This is a genomic window from Massilia sp. DJPM01, assembly GCF_030348125.1.
GTDB lineage: Bacteria > Pseudomonadota > Gammaproteobacteria > Burkholderiales > Burkholderiaceae_D > Telluria_A > Telluria_A frigida.
The window spans coordinates 134,770-148,861 of record NZ_JAQOZV010000006.1 but is presented as its reverse complement, the minus strand read 5'-3'; the positions used below and the strand labels follow the sequence as shown (position 1 = coordinate 148,861).

The window sequence follows — 14,092 nt, the reverse complement described above, 5'->3', positions numbered from 1 at the left end:
TTCCGGGGGTGTTTCATGCGGCCCAGCCTGCAAATCCTGTGTTGTTTGGTCGCGCTCACGTCCAGCGCGGGCGCATGCGCCGCCCCCCACATCGGCGAACTCGATGTGCGGCATGGCAGCGGGGGCGTACCGTGTTTTACGGTGTTCCAGAAGGATGAGCGCCTGTTCGGCGCGCCCGAATTTCGCTCGATCGGCGTGACCGATGTGACGGCGGGAGGGCGGACGCCGATGTGGGCGATGGCGATCCCGCCGGAGCGGGCGTTCCTGGTGACGTTTCGCCTGTGCATACCGTACGCGGGGCGCTTGCCGGTCTTGCCGAAAACGTCAGCCTTGCCGCTGCAGCCGGGCAAGGTCTACGAAGTGCTGATCGATATCAAGCCGCCCACGCTGGCCACCGCGCCGCGCGCTTACCGCGCCCGGTTTTGCCTGAGCGGCAAGGCGGACGGCGGGGTGCAGCTTCGCACGCTCAACAGCGGGACAGGGGACGGCAAGAACCGTCCTGGCTGCGCTGGCTAGGACTCCGAAACGGGGTGTCGCCGGCGAAGGTGTTGTCCCCGCACAGGCTAAGCCTTAATCTTAAGAAATTTCGCGTTCCTGGCAACACCATCTTCGCGTTGTCGCGCGGCTTCGTGCCATCTCTGCGTTCGCTCAATCCAGCCTTGCTTTCGTTCCTCTACTGTCGTTTAAAGATTCCAAGTGGAAATATCTTAAACCGACAACAGTGGACTGGGACATGGCGACTATTTCCTATTCTGGATGCTTGCAAGACCTGGTGGGCGAGCGCCAGCACGACCGCCTGTTGCGCTTGTCCTTTCCCCACGATGACGGCCCCGTTGCGCAATTGCTCGTGAATCAGCTTCATGCGTCGGAAGGCTTGTCCCGGCCGTTCGAGTTTATTGTCGAACTGTTGTCGGACGATCCAGGCATTGCGCTGAAAGCAGTGCAGGGAAAGCTCATGTGCATCGAGCTGGTGCGCAAGGATGGCAGCCTGCGTCATTTTTCCGGAAGGGTATTCGGTTTTTCGCTGAAACGCGTCGATGGCGGCGTGTCGTTTTACGAAGCGCGGCTGGCGCCGTGGTTCAAGTATCTGAGCCTGCGCAAGGATAACTATCTGTTTCATTACACCACCCTGTATGAGCAGGCGCGGAGCATCTTCGGGGATTATGCCAACCTGGCCGATTGGGAATGGCGGGTGCAGGGGGCGAGCGGCATGATGACGGATTGCTGCCAGTTCGACGAGACCGACAGCAATTTCCTGGAGCGGCGCTGGGCCACCGCCGGCATTTTTTATTGGTTCGAACACAACGCCACCGGCCATACGCTCGTGCTATCGGATGATTCGAGTGCGGCTCCTCCAATTGACGGCGATCCGGAGATTGCCTTCCAGCGTCATGGCGGCGCAGTGGAGGAGGACGGCATCGGCGAATGGTCGCCGGGGCGCCAAGTCACGGCGGGCAGTATCGCGCTGGCATCGTACGACTTCAAGTCGCCGCAGCCTGCGCTGACTTCCTTGCCGACCTGTCATCGGCAAGGCGAGGTGCTGCATGTCGAGTCTTACGAATACACGGGCGCGTTCGGGTTCAAGGATGGTGGCGATGCGCGGTCGGTGGCGCAGACCCGCATGGAAGCGCTGGAAGCGGCTGGCAAGAGCTTCAAGGGCGCTGGCAACAGCCGCCATGTCATGCCGGGCCGCTGGTTTCGTCTTACCGGTCATGTCGACCGCGGGGCGATGGAGCATGACGAGCAGGCCAGGGAATTCCTCATCGTCGAGGCGATTCACAGCGCGAGCAATAACTACCATGTGAGTTCGACGGCGCCGTCCCATTACGACAATGAACTGCTCTGCGTACGAAAAATCGTCCCCTGGCGCGCTCCCCGCAGCCATAACAGCAGCGAGACGAAAATTCACGGCATTCAGACGGCCACTGTCGTCGGCCCCGCCGGCGAAGAAATTCATACCGATATGTATGGCCGGGTACGCGTCCAGTTTCATTGGGACCGTGCCGGTGCCAGTGACGAAAAGAGTTCGGCCTGGATTCGGGTCGCGACGCCCTGGGCGGGTGAAAACTTCGGGATGGTGTCGATCCCGCGCGTCGGGACGGAAGTGCTGGTGCAGTTCATGGATGGAAATCCGGACCGGCCGATCATCACGGGCATGGTGCCGAATGCGAATACCCTGCCGCCATGGGCGCTGCCGGCCAATAAAACCCAGAGCGGCATCCTGTCACGCTCGACGCCGGGCGGCAGCTACGACAACGCGAATGCCTTGCGCTTCGAGGACAAGAAGGGGCAGGAGCAGTTATGGCTGCATGCGGAGAAGGATCAGCTGACCGAAGTCGAACACGACGAAGACAAGTGGGTCGGCAACGACCGGCGCAAGACGGTCGACCGTGACGAAACCAGCCGCATCAAACGCGACCGGACCGAAACTGTCGACCGGGACGAAGCGATCACGGTGCATAACAACCGCACGGAACGCGTCGACCATGACGAACGTATCAGCATCGGAGAGAACCGCAGCGAAGACGTCGGCATCGACGAAACGATCTCCATCGGCGGCAACCGCAGCGAGACCGTCGGCAAGAATGAAACGGTCAGCGTTGGCGTGAACCGCAGCAAGACGGTTGCCAAAAACGAGAAGGACAAGATCGGTAAAAACTGGTCGATCAATGTCGCGCGGATGAAGACCGAGACGATCGGCATGGCGTCGATGCAGAACGTGGGCATGGGCCGGATCGATACGGTGGGCATGGCCTACAACCTGAATGTCGGCATGATCATGGCGACGGTGGTCGGCAGGAGCCAGACGACCAAGGTCGGCAAGGTCGTCTCCGTGTCCGCAGGTGACAGGATAGAGCTGGTGTGCGGTGGTTCGAAATTCGTCATGACGCCGGATGCGATTTACCTTGAAAGCAAGGACATTCATATCAAGGCGAGCGGCAAGGTCCATGTTGACGGGCCGGGGGATGTGCTTCTCAATTCGGGCGGCGCCGCAAGCCCGCCGGGAGACGATGGGGAGAAAGCCACATGATGGCGGCGGTTTCCGAGGAGGAGAGGCCCGCCAGCGACGCGGGGACATGCGCCACCATCCATAACCATACGGGCGTACCGCACTTCTGGTTTCAGCAATCCGGTCCCGAAGGCGAACGTCTCGATGTTCTGGTGGTGCGCGCCACCTTCGACTTTGCCGCGCACGGCGAGCGCGTGACTCTCGCTGCGGACCAAGATCCCATCGTTGCCGGTGATGTGTACAGCGGACCGGCATCGGCCGATCCGCTGCGCGCGGTGATCCAGGAAGATGGCGATCTGGTGCCGTATAAGCCCGGCACGGACATCCTCGTCAGCGGTCGCGCACTGGCGCCCGGCGGGGTCCCGCGTACGCAGTGGATCGCGGGATTACGCGTTGGTCATCTCAAGAAATTGGTACGCCTGCATGGGCCGCGCCAGTTTCGCAAGCGGGTGTTTGGCTGGCGCGTCGGGCCGGCGTCGCCTGTGGAATCTGTCTGTCTCGATTACCGGTTGGCGTATGGCGGCTGCATTGACGTGGGCGCTGAATTCACCGGCGATGGTGGACCCGACACGATCCGGCATTGCGCAAATCCGGCGGGAATCGGCTGGTTGCCAAAGCCCGCCGATTACCGGCATCTCGGGCGGTCGGGGCGCGCCTTCGTCGCGCGCTGGGTGGCCGGCCAGAAGGTGCTGGATGCTCCGCAAATCGAAGCTGCGCTCGATCCGGTCACGCATCCATTCCAGCATCTGGCGCCCCAGGGCTTGGGGGCGATTGCACGCTGGTGTACACCCCGGGTGAATTATCAGGGGGACTACGACGCGCGCTGGCGTGCCACCCGCTATCCGCTGCTGCCGGAGAATTTCGACGCACGCTATTTTCAGAATGCCCCGGCCGACCTGGTGGCGACCCCGCATCTGCGCGGCGACGAAAGCGTGACGATGACCGGCCTGCTGGCGGAACGAAGCGACATGGCGCTGCCTGGGTGGATGCTCATTGTCGTGGCCAGGCTTGCCGGTGGGAGCGATGTGGTCAGCGTGCCGCTGCTCGACACCCTGCGTTTCGACCTGGACCGGCGCCAGGTGTCGATTGTGTGGCGGACCCACTTCGACTACCACGATCCGGTGGTGGACATTGCGATTGCTTCCACCCGTATCCCGGATCGGGAACGTGGGTGACGAGCCGGTAGTGCAACCATTGAGCGGGGTGGATGATGGGTCTGGTCCGACATATCGCGCATGCTGACGGTTGGCTGGTCGTCGCCACGGAGCCTGATTTGTGCCAGGTGGGCCAGTGTGTGGTGGCGTTTAACAGCTTCGCACAGCTCGATTACAAGTACGCGGCGTCGCCGGATGTGAAAGCGCGGGGAACGCCGGTCTACCGCGTCGGCGATCTCTTCAGGAACACGCAAGCGAATGCGGGCGCACACATTGTGTCCGGCACCTCGCTGTCCACAGGCTATGTGCAGATCCTGGAGGGACATTCCAACGTCAAGGTCAACGGGATTGCTGTCGCGCGTCACGACAGCGGTTGCCGTATCAATTGCGACAGCGCGGGCGTGGGTGGCGCGCGCGGGCAGATCGTAACGATGACGAAAACCGTCGCGTCGCCACCGGCGAAAGGCGCCGCCGCGCCGGCCGGCGCTGCGGCACGTATCAGCAAGAAATTGCTGGCGCTCAAAGCGCTGCGGGAGAAGGTGATTGCAGGGCGCCTGGATTTCGATGCGTTCGACGAGTTCATCGATTTTGATAGCGCGAATTCTGTGTTGGATGGCTGGATCGGCAAGATCCAGGGGACACCGGGAACGGTCAGTGATTGGGATGCGCAGCTCGGACGCGGTTTGCTCGGCGGTGCGAAGGACCTTGCCTTTGGCTTAAGCGAACTTTTCTACGAAGGGATGAAGGGTGTCCCCAAGCTGGTGCGCCGATTTGGTACGGTGGATGGTCAGCTGCTTGCGGCGCTTGATGAGCAGATTCTTCTCGAAGAGATTAATCTTGGTAATGTCAATACAACGAGTATTGCGCAAGATGCAGGGAAGCTTGCACAAGCCATAGCCCGGCCTGTGACCAATCCATGGACGAAGGGGCAGTACGTTGAATCGATATCGCGGGGTGGGTTCGAGGTAATCACGTTCTTCAGTGGTTTGCTTAAAGCTGGACGTGTTGCGAAAGCGAAGAAGCTGTTGGATGTGGCTAAGGCGAAGGATGCGGCGGCAGCCGCTACTGCTGCCACGGCCGCTACCGCAACCCCTGGTACCGCTGTTGTTCGAGCAGTGACGAGTACTACCGCGACGGTCGGTACTGCCACCGCTGGTGCTGCTACTGGTACTAGCGCGACGGGCGTCACCGCTGCTGCTGGTCCGGCCGCCGGTGCTACTGCTGCTACCACGACAGTCCCGACTGTCAAAGCGCGAGTCGCTTCTCGTCCGGGCGGTGCTGCGACGGCCCGTGGCGGGGTGTATATTTCGCGTGCGCCTAAGCGTGCACGTCCTCCGGCTAACGGCTTTGTCGGCCCGGATGCGTACATGACACATGGGATTCGCGAAAGTCCCCTTCGTTCTGAAGAAGGACGCAAGCTAGTTGCCGCTTACCGAGCGCAAGGTATTCCACCCGATAAAGCGTTGAAATTGTCTAAGGACTTGATGGCTAGTGGATCAACATTGCCGAAAGCAATCGATCTCGCAGCGGGAGAATCACTATTTAAAATAGTTCCGGAGGGGAATATGCCAGGTCCTTATTCAGCATTTTTTGCAACACAGGACGAAATTTCTGCGCTAAAGGGGATGAGTTACGACCAGATATCAGATCGTATTGGAATTCCGCTGGAAAGTCAGCAAACTCTGCGATTTGATGTGGTAGAGGTAAAAACAACGAAGAACGTTACTGTTTTTGAATCTACAATTGCCCCTACGACGCAGAACGGTTACATTCAACCTGGTGGGGGGGTGCAAACGCTTATAACTAATCGCAGCGCTTTTACAAATCCTATTGTGATTGGAAAATTACCATGAGGTTGTGCAAAAGAAAACTTGTTAGAGTGGATGAGCAGACGGGGGACTATGCAGAGGTTGATATAGTACGATTGAAACGTGAATCACGGGAGTTAATTGAATATATTAAGGGAAATATTGATCCGAACAAAGACCAATATGGTATATGGAATTCGGTTGTTCCGCTATGCCGAGAGGTGCTGGCCGAAACGATTTCCTTGCCCGTCCCTTTTTTTAACTTGCCACTCAGATATGAAACTCGGGAGGGCATGTTAGATGCAGACTTCGACGAACGGTTTTCGGAGTTTGCCTTAACCATCTCAGGCACTGCCAGAGAGATTCTTGAGGAAGTCGTTATTGACGGCATAAGGTACATGTACGCGGATTTTGAAGAATGAGTGATAATTGCCGTTAAGGAAGCGCTGATTTAATCACTCCATGTGCATCAAGTGTACGAATCAAGGTGAAAAAGAGGTGCGGTGCCCCGCCTTTTTTTAAATGGCGGAAAAGTGTATTTGGAAAACTGTGAGGTTACCAGAAATTATTCGTAAAGTGATTGGGAATGCCATGGGTGTAACGAAAAAAAGATTGGTAAAGCTATTGGGTAATACCTATTTTTATGCGGATATTGACGAGCGTCGACTAAGGTGTGATACAGTTGAGCTGCTGGTTTATATACGAAGCCACATTGATCCAGATAACGATGAGCATGAGGTTTGGAAATGGGTAGTGCCGGTGTGTGAGAGTGTACTGGCGTGTACCATTAGTCTACCGGTTCCATTCTATGAGCTACCCCTAAAATATGCAGTTCGTGAGCGACTGTTGACACCGGAATTCGAAAAAGTTCTGGCTGAGTTCAGCTTAACCATTTCCGGATCTCCTCGCGAAGTTTATGAGGAAATTGTCATCGACGGTGTGAGGCATGCGTATGTAGAGTTTGAGGAGTAAATGCGGTTTGGATGTTTATTGATGGCGTACACGGGAGGCTGTCAGGTCGACCTCCTCATGCGCCAGCACAACTGCACCAGAAATCACTTCTGCCCCGCAAACTCAAACTCCACCAGCGCATCATCCGGCCAGCTCGCATCGTGCAGCGGTACCACGTACGTCATTCCGTCCGGGCCAACAGCCCCGGCCGGCGCAGTCACGGTGCGCTCTCCCGCCACCATGCGATAGCCCGCAAGCGCGCGCGGTGCCAGCTGGATCACGTGCACGCGCGCGGTATGGCAGGGGCCGCCTAGCGTCGTAATCAGCGTCCGCTTGACGAACGGGAGGTCCTGGCGGTCCACCGCCCAGCGCACTTCGCATTCCAGCCGTAAATCCCCCAGGCGGCGCGCGTTGGCCGGCACCTCGGGCGTGTGCACGTCCGGGCGCCAGCGGAAGCTGCCTTTCTTGCGGTTGAGGATGATTTCGGCGTCCTCGTCCAGCGCCGCCTGATTGCGCGGCATCGCAAACGTCCCATCGGCCGCCAGCGGCACCCCGATGCTGGTCTCATTGCCGGCAATCCGGATCGTCACGCCCTCGATGCTGGCGTCCGCTGCGCTCGGGCGCAGCAGAAAGCGCAGGGCCGAGGCCGGCGCCAGCGCGTGCTTGCTGTCGAACTCGTCCAGCCCGGCAACAAACGCCCGGTAGGTCTTGAAATCGGGATCGCGCAGGGCGTTGACCTGCACCGTGTCAACTTCCTTGCCGGCCTCGGCCTCCTGGGCGGGAGCGGTGCCGGCCGCGAGCATCATGGCAATCAGTAATGTGAATTTCATCTAGTCTATTCGTAACGCAAACAATCGACCGGCAGCAGCCTGGACGCGCGCCGGGCCGGGTAAAAACCGAAGAACACGCCCACCAGACTGGAAAAGCCGCAGGCAACGATCACGGCAGACAGGGTGATCACGACCTCGAACTTGCCGGTGGCGGTGATCGCCGCCGCCAGCCCCACGGCGATGGCGATGCCGAGCACGCCGCCAGCGAGGCAAATTACCACCGCCTCGGTCAGAAATTGCAACAGCACATCGCGCGGCTTGGCGCCGATGGCCATGCGGATGCCAATCTCGCGCGTGCGCTCGGTCACCGACACCAGCATGATGTTCATGATGCCAATTCCGCCCACCACCAGCGAAATGGCGCCGATCACGCCGAGCAGGGCGGCAATGCCTGCGCTGATCTTGCCGGCCGTCTCCGCGAACGAGGCCAGGTTGTCGATGCGGAAGTCGTCCGGTTCCTCGAACTTGATGTGATGGCGGTCGCGCAAGGTTTCGTTGATGTCTTCGATGGCATCGAGCAAGTTGCCGTCCGATCTGCCCTGCGCCACGACGTAATGCACATTGTCGGGGAAGGGATTGCGGATCAGGTGGGCGCGGGCGGCGGTGATCGGCACCAGCACCAGTTCCGACAAGTCCGGCCCGTCGACCTGCTTGCCTTCGCCATGCAGCACGCCAACCACCTGGAAGGCGACGTTTTCGATGCGGATATATTTGCCGAGCGGGTCCATCTTGTAGAAGAACTGGTCGGCCACCTTGTGTCCGATAATCACGCTGCGCGAGGCGGCGCGCACGTCGGCTTCGCTGAACACGCTGCCGAGCTCCATCTTCCAGTTGCGGATCTTGAACATGGCTGGCGTCACGCCGTGCACGCTGCTCGACGCCGTTTCGTTGCCAACCGCCAGCTTGAAGCCGCCTTGCAATGCCGGCGCCGCGCCGGACAGGCTCGATAGCGAATTCAGGGCAGCCGCATCGGCCAGGGTCAAGGCGGGAGCGGCCCCGGCGCGCATGCGCTGGGCGGCGGCGCGGTTGCCGCCCGGCGAAATGAACAGCATATTCGTGCCCAGCGCTTCGAGTTCCTTGCCGATGAAACGCTGCATGCTGTCGCCCAGGGCCAGCAGCAGCACCACCGAGGTGATGCCGATGATGATGCCGAGCATGGTCAGCGCAGTGCGCAGGCGATTCGCGCTCATCGAGCGGAACGCTTCGATCACGACCTGGAAGAAATTCATGGCGCGCCTCCGTGCGCCAGCACCTGCTGCTCATGGCTGAGCGCCAGGTCGCGCAAGCCCTCGGCGGCCGGGCCGTCGTACAGCACGCGCCCATCTTTCAGGCGCATCAGGCGCTTGCTGTAGGCGGCGATGTCGGGCTCGTGCGTGACCAGCAGGATCGTGATGCCACGCTCGCTATTTAATTGCTGGAAGGAGCGCATGATCTCGACGCTGGTCTGGGTGTCGAGGTTGCCAGTCGGCTCGTCGGCCAGGATCAGCGGCGGGTCGCCCACCAGCGCGCGGGCGATCGCCACCCGTTGCTGCTGGCCGCCGGACAATTGATTGGGCGTGCGTTTGGCGTATTCGGCCAGGCCGACCCGCTCCAGTTCGACCAGCGCCTTGGCATGCGCTTTGGCGCGCGAGACGCCGGCGTAGATCAGCGGCAAGGCCACGTTCTCGGCCACGCTCATGCGCTTGATCAGGTTGAAGCTCTGGAACACGAAGCCGATGGTCCGGTTGCGCACGGTCGCCAGTTCGGCGCGCGACAGGGTCAAGGTATCGATGCCGTTGAGCAGGTAGGTGCCGCCGGTGGCCTGGTCGAGGCAGCCGAAAATATTCATCAGGGTCGACTTGCCCGAGCCGGATTGCCCCATCACCGCCAGAAAGTCGCCGCGCGGCACCAGCAGGTCGATGCCGAACAGCACTTGGGTTTCCATGCTGCCCGAAAAATAGCTTTTCGTGACCTGGCGGATATCGATCAGCGGCGTGTCCTGCGCCGGCATCAGAACTCGCTCTTGGCGCTGGCGTTGGCGCGCGTGATGACTTTGTCGCCTTTTTTCAGCTCGCCCGACAGCACTTCGGTGTAGCGGAAGTTGGACAGGCCGATCTTGATGTCGACCGGTTTGGCGGCATTCTTCTCGTCGAGCTTGTAGACCTTGAAGATGCGCGCCGTTTCGCTCTTGCTGCGGAAGGTGATGTCGTCATCCTCGGCCGGCGGCGGCACGGCGGGCGGCGCCTTGCCGTCGGCCTTTTGTTTCTTCTGTTCTTTTTCCAGCTCTTCATCGCTGAGGCGGAAACGCAGGGCGGCCGTGGGAATGCGCAGCACGTTGGGACGGTTGCCGACCACCAGGCGCACCTGGGCCGTCATGCCGGGTTTCAGCAATTCTTCCTTGTTTTCCACATCGAGCACGACGTTGTAGGTGACCACGTTCTGCACCACGTTCGCCGCCAGGCGGAACTGGCGCATGCTGGCCGCAAATTCGCGGTCGGGATAGGCGTCGACCACGAAGTGGGCCGGCTGGCCATCTTTCAGCGCGCCCACGTCGGCTTCCGAGACGCTGGTGTCGATCTGCATCTTGGTCAGGTCCTTGGCGATCTGGAACAGGTTCGGCGTGGTGAAGGAGGCCGCCACGGTCTGGCCCAGGTCGATGGTGCGCTTGATCACGACGCCGTCGATGGGGGCGCGGATCACGCTGTTGTCGAGGTCGGCCTGAGCGCGTGCCAGTTGCGCTTCGGACAGCTTGATATTCGCCTTGGCCACGTCCAGCTCGCGCCGCGCCTGGTCCAGGGTCAGGCTGGAGACGTAGTTCTGGGCCACCAGCCGTTCGTTGCGCTCGAAGTTCGCTTGCGCCAGCCGCATCGAGGCCTGGGCCGAGGCCAGCCCCGCTTCGACCTGGCGGATCTGGGCGTTGAAGATGGTCGGGTCGAGTTTGAGCAGGACCTGGCCCTTTTTCACATGGTCGTTGAAGTCGGCCTTGAGCTCGACCACGGTGCCCGATACTTGGGAGCCGACATTGATCAGCGCCACCGGATTGATGGTGCCGGTGGCCGTGACGGTCTGGGTGATGGTGCCGGTGTCGACCGGCGCGGCGCGGTAGCGCGACTCCGGGATGACGGGCGCTTTTGTCGATTGCAGGTAGGCAGCGCCGGCGGCGCCGGCAGCGGCCACGGCGATCAGGATTGCTACGCGTTTCCGGGTAAATAGTGTCATGGGCTTCAACAAGTCTGGCGCGGCAGCGCGACGTTGTAGTGTCCGCCATTTATGCTAGTTAGGCAACATGCATACGCGTAACTTTTTCGTCCAGAGGGCAAATGTCGGTGATGCCGATCACGTTGTTCAGGCGCGCCATGAACAGGTCGAGCAGGTCGGCGTCGGGGGCGCGCAGGTTCAGGAAGACGGTATCGTCGCCGGCGCGGCTGTCGAGCGCCAGCGCGGCCAGTTGCAGGCCGCCGCGGCGGGCGATGGCCAGCACGGCTTCGAGGGTGTCCAGGGTGGCCGTCTTGGAGACGGAGAAACTCAGGGGGAGGTGGCTATCGTTCATGTTGAAAGGATATCCGCAGGGCGGCGGAATAGGCTTTTGAAGTGGGGGACGTTTTGGAGTTTGGTGGAAGATTCTTCTGGCGGGAATGTGATATCGTGGAAATTCTTCTTTTGGAATACGAAAAGCCATGAATGCTGCCGAACTTGATGAGATTGACCGCAAGATCTTGCGCGAGCTGCGCCGCGATGGACGGATTTCCAATACGCAGCTGGCCGAGAAAATCGGCCTGTCGGCCTCGCCATGCTGGAACCGGGTGCGGCAGATGGAGGAGGCGGGGGTGATCGAGGGCTATACGGTGCTGCTGAGCCAAAAGGCGCTGGGCGTGCCCGATACGGTGATGATCGAGGTCACGCTCGACCGGCATGATGACGATACCTTCGAGCGCTTCGGACAGGCGCTGGCCGATATGCCGGAAGTGCTGGAAGCGTATTTGCTGACCGGGGAGTACGATTACCTGATCAAGGTGGCGGTGGCGGGCACGGCGGGGTATGAAGAGTTTTTGCGGCGCAGGTTGTACAAGCTGCCGGGATTGCGGCACAGCAGGTCGACCTTTGTGTTGAGGGTGATGAAGCGGAGTTATTCGCCGGAGCCGTAGCCTCTGTCGTTTCTGGCATTGCCAGAAACGACGGGCTGGTGTTGGGAAGGACGGGCTGGTGGCGGGAACGACAAGCTGAAGGTGGGGACGACGGGCTGGTGGTGGGAACGACGGGCCGATGGTGGGAAGTCGTTTCTGGCAATGCCAGAAACGACGGAGCGGGAGTGGCGGGGCGCCTACGACTAACTAAACCTCACCACCTGGTTGCGTCCCGCATCCTTGGCCATGTACAGCGCCCGGTCCGCTTCGCCCAGCAGCACTGCAATATCGCTCGGATTTTCCAGCGCGTGCGTCGCCAAACCAATGCTCACCGTCACATACCCGGTCTGCTCGGCCTTGGCATGCGGAATCGCCAAAGCGGCAATGCGCTCGCGCATCTTCTCCGCCAGCACCTGGCTGTGTTCCGCCGTCATCTCCGGCAGGATCACGGCAAACTCTTCCCCGCCATAGCGCGCGATCAGGTCGCCCGGCCGCTGCAGCATGGCCGCCAGCGCGTGCGCCACCTTGATCAGGGTGTCATCTCCCTGCTGGTGCCCGTAATGGTCGTTGTAGGGCTTGAAGAAGTCGATATCGATCATCAGCAGCGACAGCGGCGTGCCGGAACGCTTGGCGCGCCGCATTTCCTTGTCCATCGCCACATCGAAATGGCGCCGGTTGGCGATCCCGGTCAGGCCGTCCGAAAACGTCTGCGAGCGCAGTTCCAGTGCCTGGTTGCGCAGCAGCCGGTCGCGCTTGACCGCCACGCTGACGTCGGTAATCTGGATCAGGCAATGGCGTGCCAGCCCCGGTACTTCCAGCGGCGTCACCGCCACGGCCTGCTGCATGCGTTCGCCCGCCTCGCGCGCCGCAGCGTTGACGAACAGCGCAAACGGGGCCTTGTGCAGGGTCTGCGACAGCACCGATGGAAAATTGTCGCGCAGCGCCTGGCGCACGGCGCTGTCGATACGCTTGCCGCCCAGCTCGGGGAACAGCGCAAAAAAATCCTGCCCCACGACACGCTCGGCGCTCAGCTCCGAATACTGGCTCATCCAGCGGTTCCAGACCACCACGCGCTGTGCATGGTCGAGCACGATCGTGCCCAGATTGATCGCGCCGAGCACGCTTTCAAGCATGCCCTGGCCAGGTGCCGCGGCGTGGGCCATATCAGGCCGGACCCATGATCTTGGCAAGGTAGCGGTCGACCTGGTCTTGCAGGTCCTGCAGCGCGGTCAGGTCGAGGATGAAGGCAACATAGCCGTGGATCTGGTGTTTTTCGAGGATGAAGTCGATATGCAGCATCAGCACCACGGTATCGCCCAGGCCGCCGGTGGCGCTCAGGATTTCTTCACTGGTGCCGACGTGGTACTCGGGCAGGGACCCGCTCAATTCTTGCGCAAAGATATTGGCCAGGGTGCCGACGCAAGAGTTGAGAATGATGTTGCCGATTTCGCTCAGCGCTTCCTGCTCCATTTCCGTCAATTCCTTGAGCGGCACCGACTCGCCCACCATCAGGCGCACGATGTCGAGGCTCTTGTCCTCGGGGAACATCAAGATGGCTTCGGTCTTGAACGCGCCTTCGTAGTGCTGGCTGACGCCGCATACGCGCGCACTGTCCTTGTTGCCGAGCATCTCAGCGGCTTCAGCACGGTTGAGGAAGCTGATCGACGGTACCGACATCGTCACTTCCTCATTGACGATCTCGCTCATCGACTTGGCCGCGTGGCCCACGCCGATGTTGAAGATCTCGACCAGCGCATCGTGCTGCAGTTCGCTGAGATTGAACGCGCTCATTCCAGGGCGCCGATCAGGGCGTGCATGCGCGCTTCGGTGATAGGCTTTTCCATGAAACCGATGCCCAGTTCCGTGGCGCGGTTGCGGGTGGCGTTCTGGACGTTGGCGGTGACGAGGGAAATGTGGGCGTCCGGGCAAGCTGCGCGCAGGTGCTCGGCAGCGGCCAGGCCGCCCATGCCAGGCATGTTGACGTCGATCAGAATCAGCACGGGAAAGAGGGTTTTCACCTTCTCGATCGCTTCTTCGCCGGTGCCGGCTTCTTCCACCTGCCAGCCGGGCTGCCGGCTGAGGATGAATTGGCGGGCCATCAGCCGCGAGACCCGGCTGTCATCGATGACGAGGACCGTTTTCGTTTCGTTCATGTCACTTTCCCAGGGAATCTATGCATCAAGGCATTTTCGCATAGTTTCCCACGCCGTATAGGTAAAACGGGGCAGCCGTGCCG

Annotated in this window: 15 protein-coding genes; 7 read left to right on the top strand and 8 right to left on the bottom strand. The window is 60.7% G+C overall.

Going from position 1 to position 14,092, the window contains the following annotated elements; all coding sequences use genetic code 11:
* Positions 1 to 15 precede the first annotated feature (15 nt).
* The 6 genes from PO883_RS06540 to PO883_RS06515 all read left to right on the top strand — a co-directional run bounded on the left by PO883_RS06540 (position 16) and on the right by PO883_RS06515 (position 6,944).
* Positions 16 to 516 carry a hypothetical protein gene (locus tag PO883_RS06540; protein ID WP_289309022.1) on the top strand — a complete coding sequence of 167 codons (501 nt, stop codon included), beginning with the start codon at positions 16 to 18 and terminating at the stop codon, positions 514 to 516.
* A gap of 217 nt (positions 517 to 733) precedes the next feature.
* On the top strand, positions 734 to 3,031 hold the full coding sequence (locus tag PO883_RS06535) for a type VI secretion system Vgr family protein (RefSeq protein ID WP_289309021.1): 2,298 nt from the start codon (positions 734 to 736) through the stop codon (positions 3,029 to 3,031).
* The gene (locus PO883_RS06530) at positions 3,028 to 4,185 is read left to right on the top strand and encodes a DUF2169 domain-containing protein (protein ID WP_289309020.1); all 1,158 of its coding nucleotides are present in this window, start codon (positions 3,028 to 3,030) and stop codon (positions 4,183 to 4,185) included. Before PO883_RS06535 ends, PO883_RS06530 begins: the two co-directional genes overlap by 4 nt.
* Positions 4,186 to 4,217: 32 nt before the next feature.
* Positions 4,218 to 6,017, top strand: coding sequence for a hypothetical protein (locus tag PO883_RS06525; RefSeq protein ID WP_289309019.1), 1,800 nt, complete (start codon positions 4,218 to 4,220; stop codon positions 6,015 to 6,017).
* A 26-nt stretch (positions 6,018 to 6,043) separates the two neighbouring features.
* Complete coding sequence (locus PO883_RS06520; protein ID WP_289309018.1) at positions 6,044 to 6,394, top strand: hypothetical protein; 351 nt, start codon at positions 6,044 to 6,046, stop codon at positions 6,392 to 6,394.
* 127 nt (positions 6,395 to 6,521) lie between these two features.
* Positions 6,522 to 6,944, top strand: a complete 423-nt coding sequence (locus PO883_RS06515) for a hypothetical protein (RefSeq protein WP_289309017.1) — start codon at positions 6,522 to 6,524, stop codon at positions 6,942 to 6,944.
* Positions 6,945 to 7,027: 83 nt separating this feature from the next.
* Here the strand turns inward: PO883_RS06515 and PO883_RS06510 are convergent, their stop codons facing one another.
* From PO883_RS06510 to PO883_RS06490, 5 genes are read right to left on the bottom strand one after another with little or no spacing between them, the layout of a single operon-like run.
* Entirely contained in the window at positions 7,028 to 7,753 is a 726-nt protein-coding gene (locus PO883_RS06510; protein WP_289309016.1) for a hypothetical protein, read from the bottom strand.
* A 5-nt stretch (positions 7,754 to 7,758) separates the two neighbouring features.
* The gene (locus tag PO883_RS06505; RefSeq protein ID WP_289309015.1) at positions 7,759 to 8,982 is read right to left on the bottom strand and encodes an ABC transporter permease; all 1,224 of its coding nucleotides are present in this window, start codon (positions 8,980 to 8,982) and stop codon (positions 7,759 to 7,761) included.
* Positions 8,979 to 9,743, bottom strand: a complete 765-nt coding sequence (locus PO883_RS06500; RefSeq protein ID WP_289309014.1) for an ABC transporter ATP-binding protein — start codon at positions 9,741 to 9,743, stop codon at positions 8,979 to 8,981. The genes PO883_RS06505 and PO883_RS06500 overlap by 4 nt, the downstream gene beginning before the upstream one ends.
* The gene (locus tag PO883_RS06495; RefSeq protein ID WP_289309013.1) at positions 9,743 to 10,951 is read right to left on the bottom strand and encodes an efflux RND transporter periplasmic adaptor subunit; all 1,209 of its coding nucleotides are present in this window, start codon (positions 10,949 to 10,951) and stop codon (positions 9,743 to 9,745) included. Before PO883_RS06495 ends, PO883_RS06500 begins: the two co-directional genes overlap by 1 nt.
* A gap of 58 nt (positions 10,952 to 11,009) precedes the next feature.
* Entirely contained in the window at positions 11,010 to 11,282 is a 273-nt protein-coding gene (locus PO883_RS06490) for a hypothetical protein (RefSeq protein WP_289309012.1), read from the bottom strand.
* Positions 11,283 to 11,409: 127 nt separating this feature from the next.
* On the opposite strand from PO883_RS06490, the gene PO883_RS06485 reads away from it, so the two are divergent.
* The gene (locus PO883_RS06485; RefSeq protein ID WP_167088837.1) at positions 11,410 to 11,877 is read left to right on the top strand and encodes an Lrp/AsnC family transcriptional regulator; all 468 of its coding nucleotides are present in this window, start codon (positions 11,410 to 11,412) and stop codon (positions 11,875 to 11,877) included.
* Positions 11,878 to 12,059: 182 nt separating this feature from the next.
* On the opposite strand, the gene PO883_RS06480 is transcribed toward PO883_RS06485, so the two are convergent.
* From PO883_RS06480 to PO883_RS06470, 3 genes are read right to left on the bottom strand one after another with little or no spacing between them, the layout of a single operon-like run.
* On the bottom strand, positions 12,060 to 13,019 hold the full coding sequence (locus PO883_RS06480) for a sensor domain-containing diguanylate cyclase (RefSeq protein WP_289309011.1): 960 nt from the start codon (positions 13,017 to 13,019) through the stop codon (positions 12,060 to 12,062).
* 1 nt (position 13,020) lies between these two features.
* Positions 13,021 to 13,647 carry a chemotaxis protein CheC gene (locus PO883_RS06475; RefSeq protein WP_289309010.1) on the bottom strand — a complete coding sequence of 209 codons (627 nt, stop codon included), beginning with the start codon at positions 13,645 to 13,647 and terminating at the stop codon, positions 13,021 to 13,023.
* Positions 13,644 to 14,009: a response regulator gene (locus PO883_RS06470; RefSeq protein ID WP_289309009.1), complete on the bottom strand. Its 366-nt coding sequence runs from the start codon at positions 14,007 to 14,009 to the stop codon at positions 13,644 to 13,646. Before PO883_RS06470 ends, PO883_RS06475 begins: the two co-directional genes overlap by 4 nt.
* Between the last annotated feature and the right edge of the window lie 83 nt (positions 14,010 to 14,092).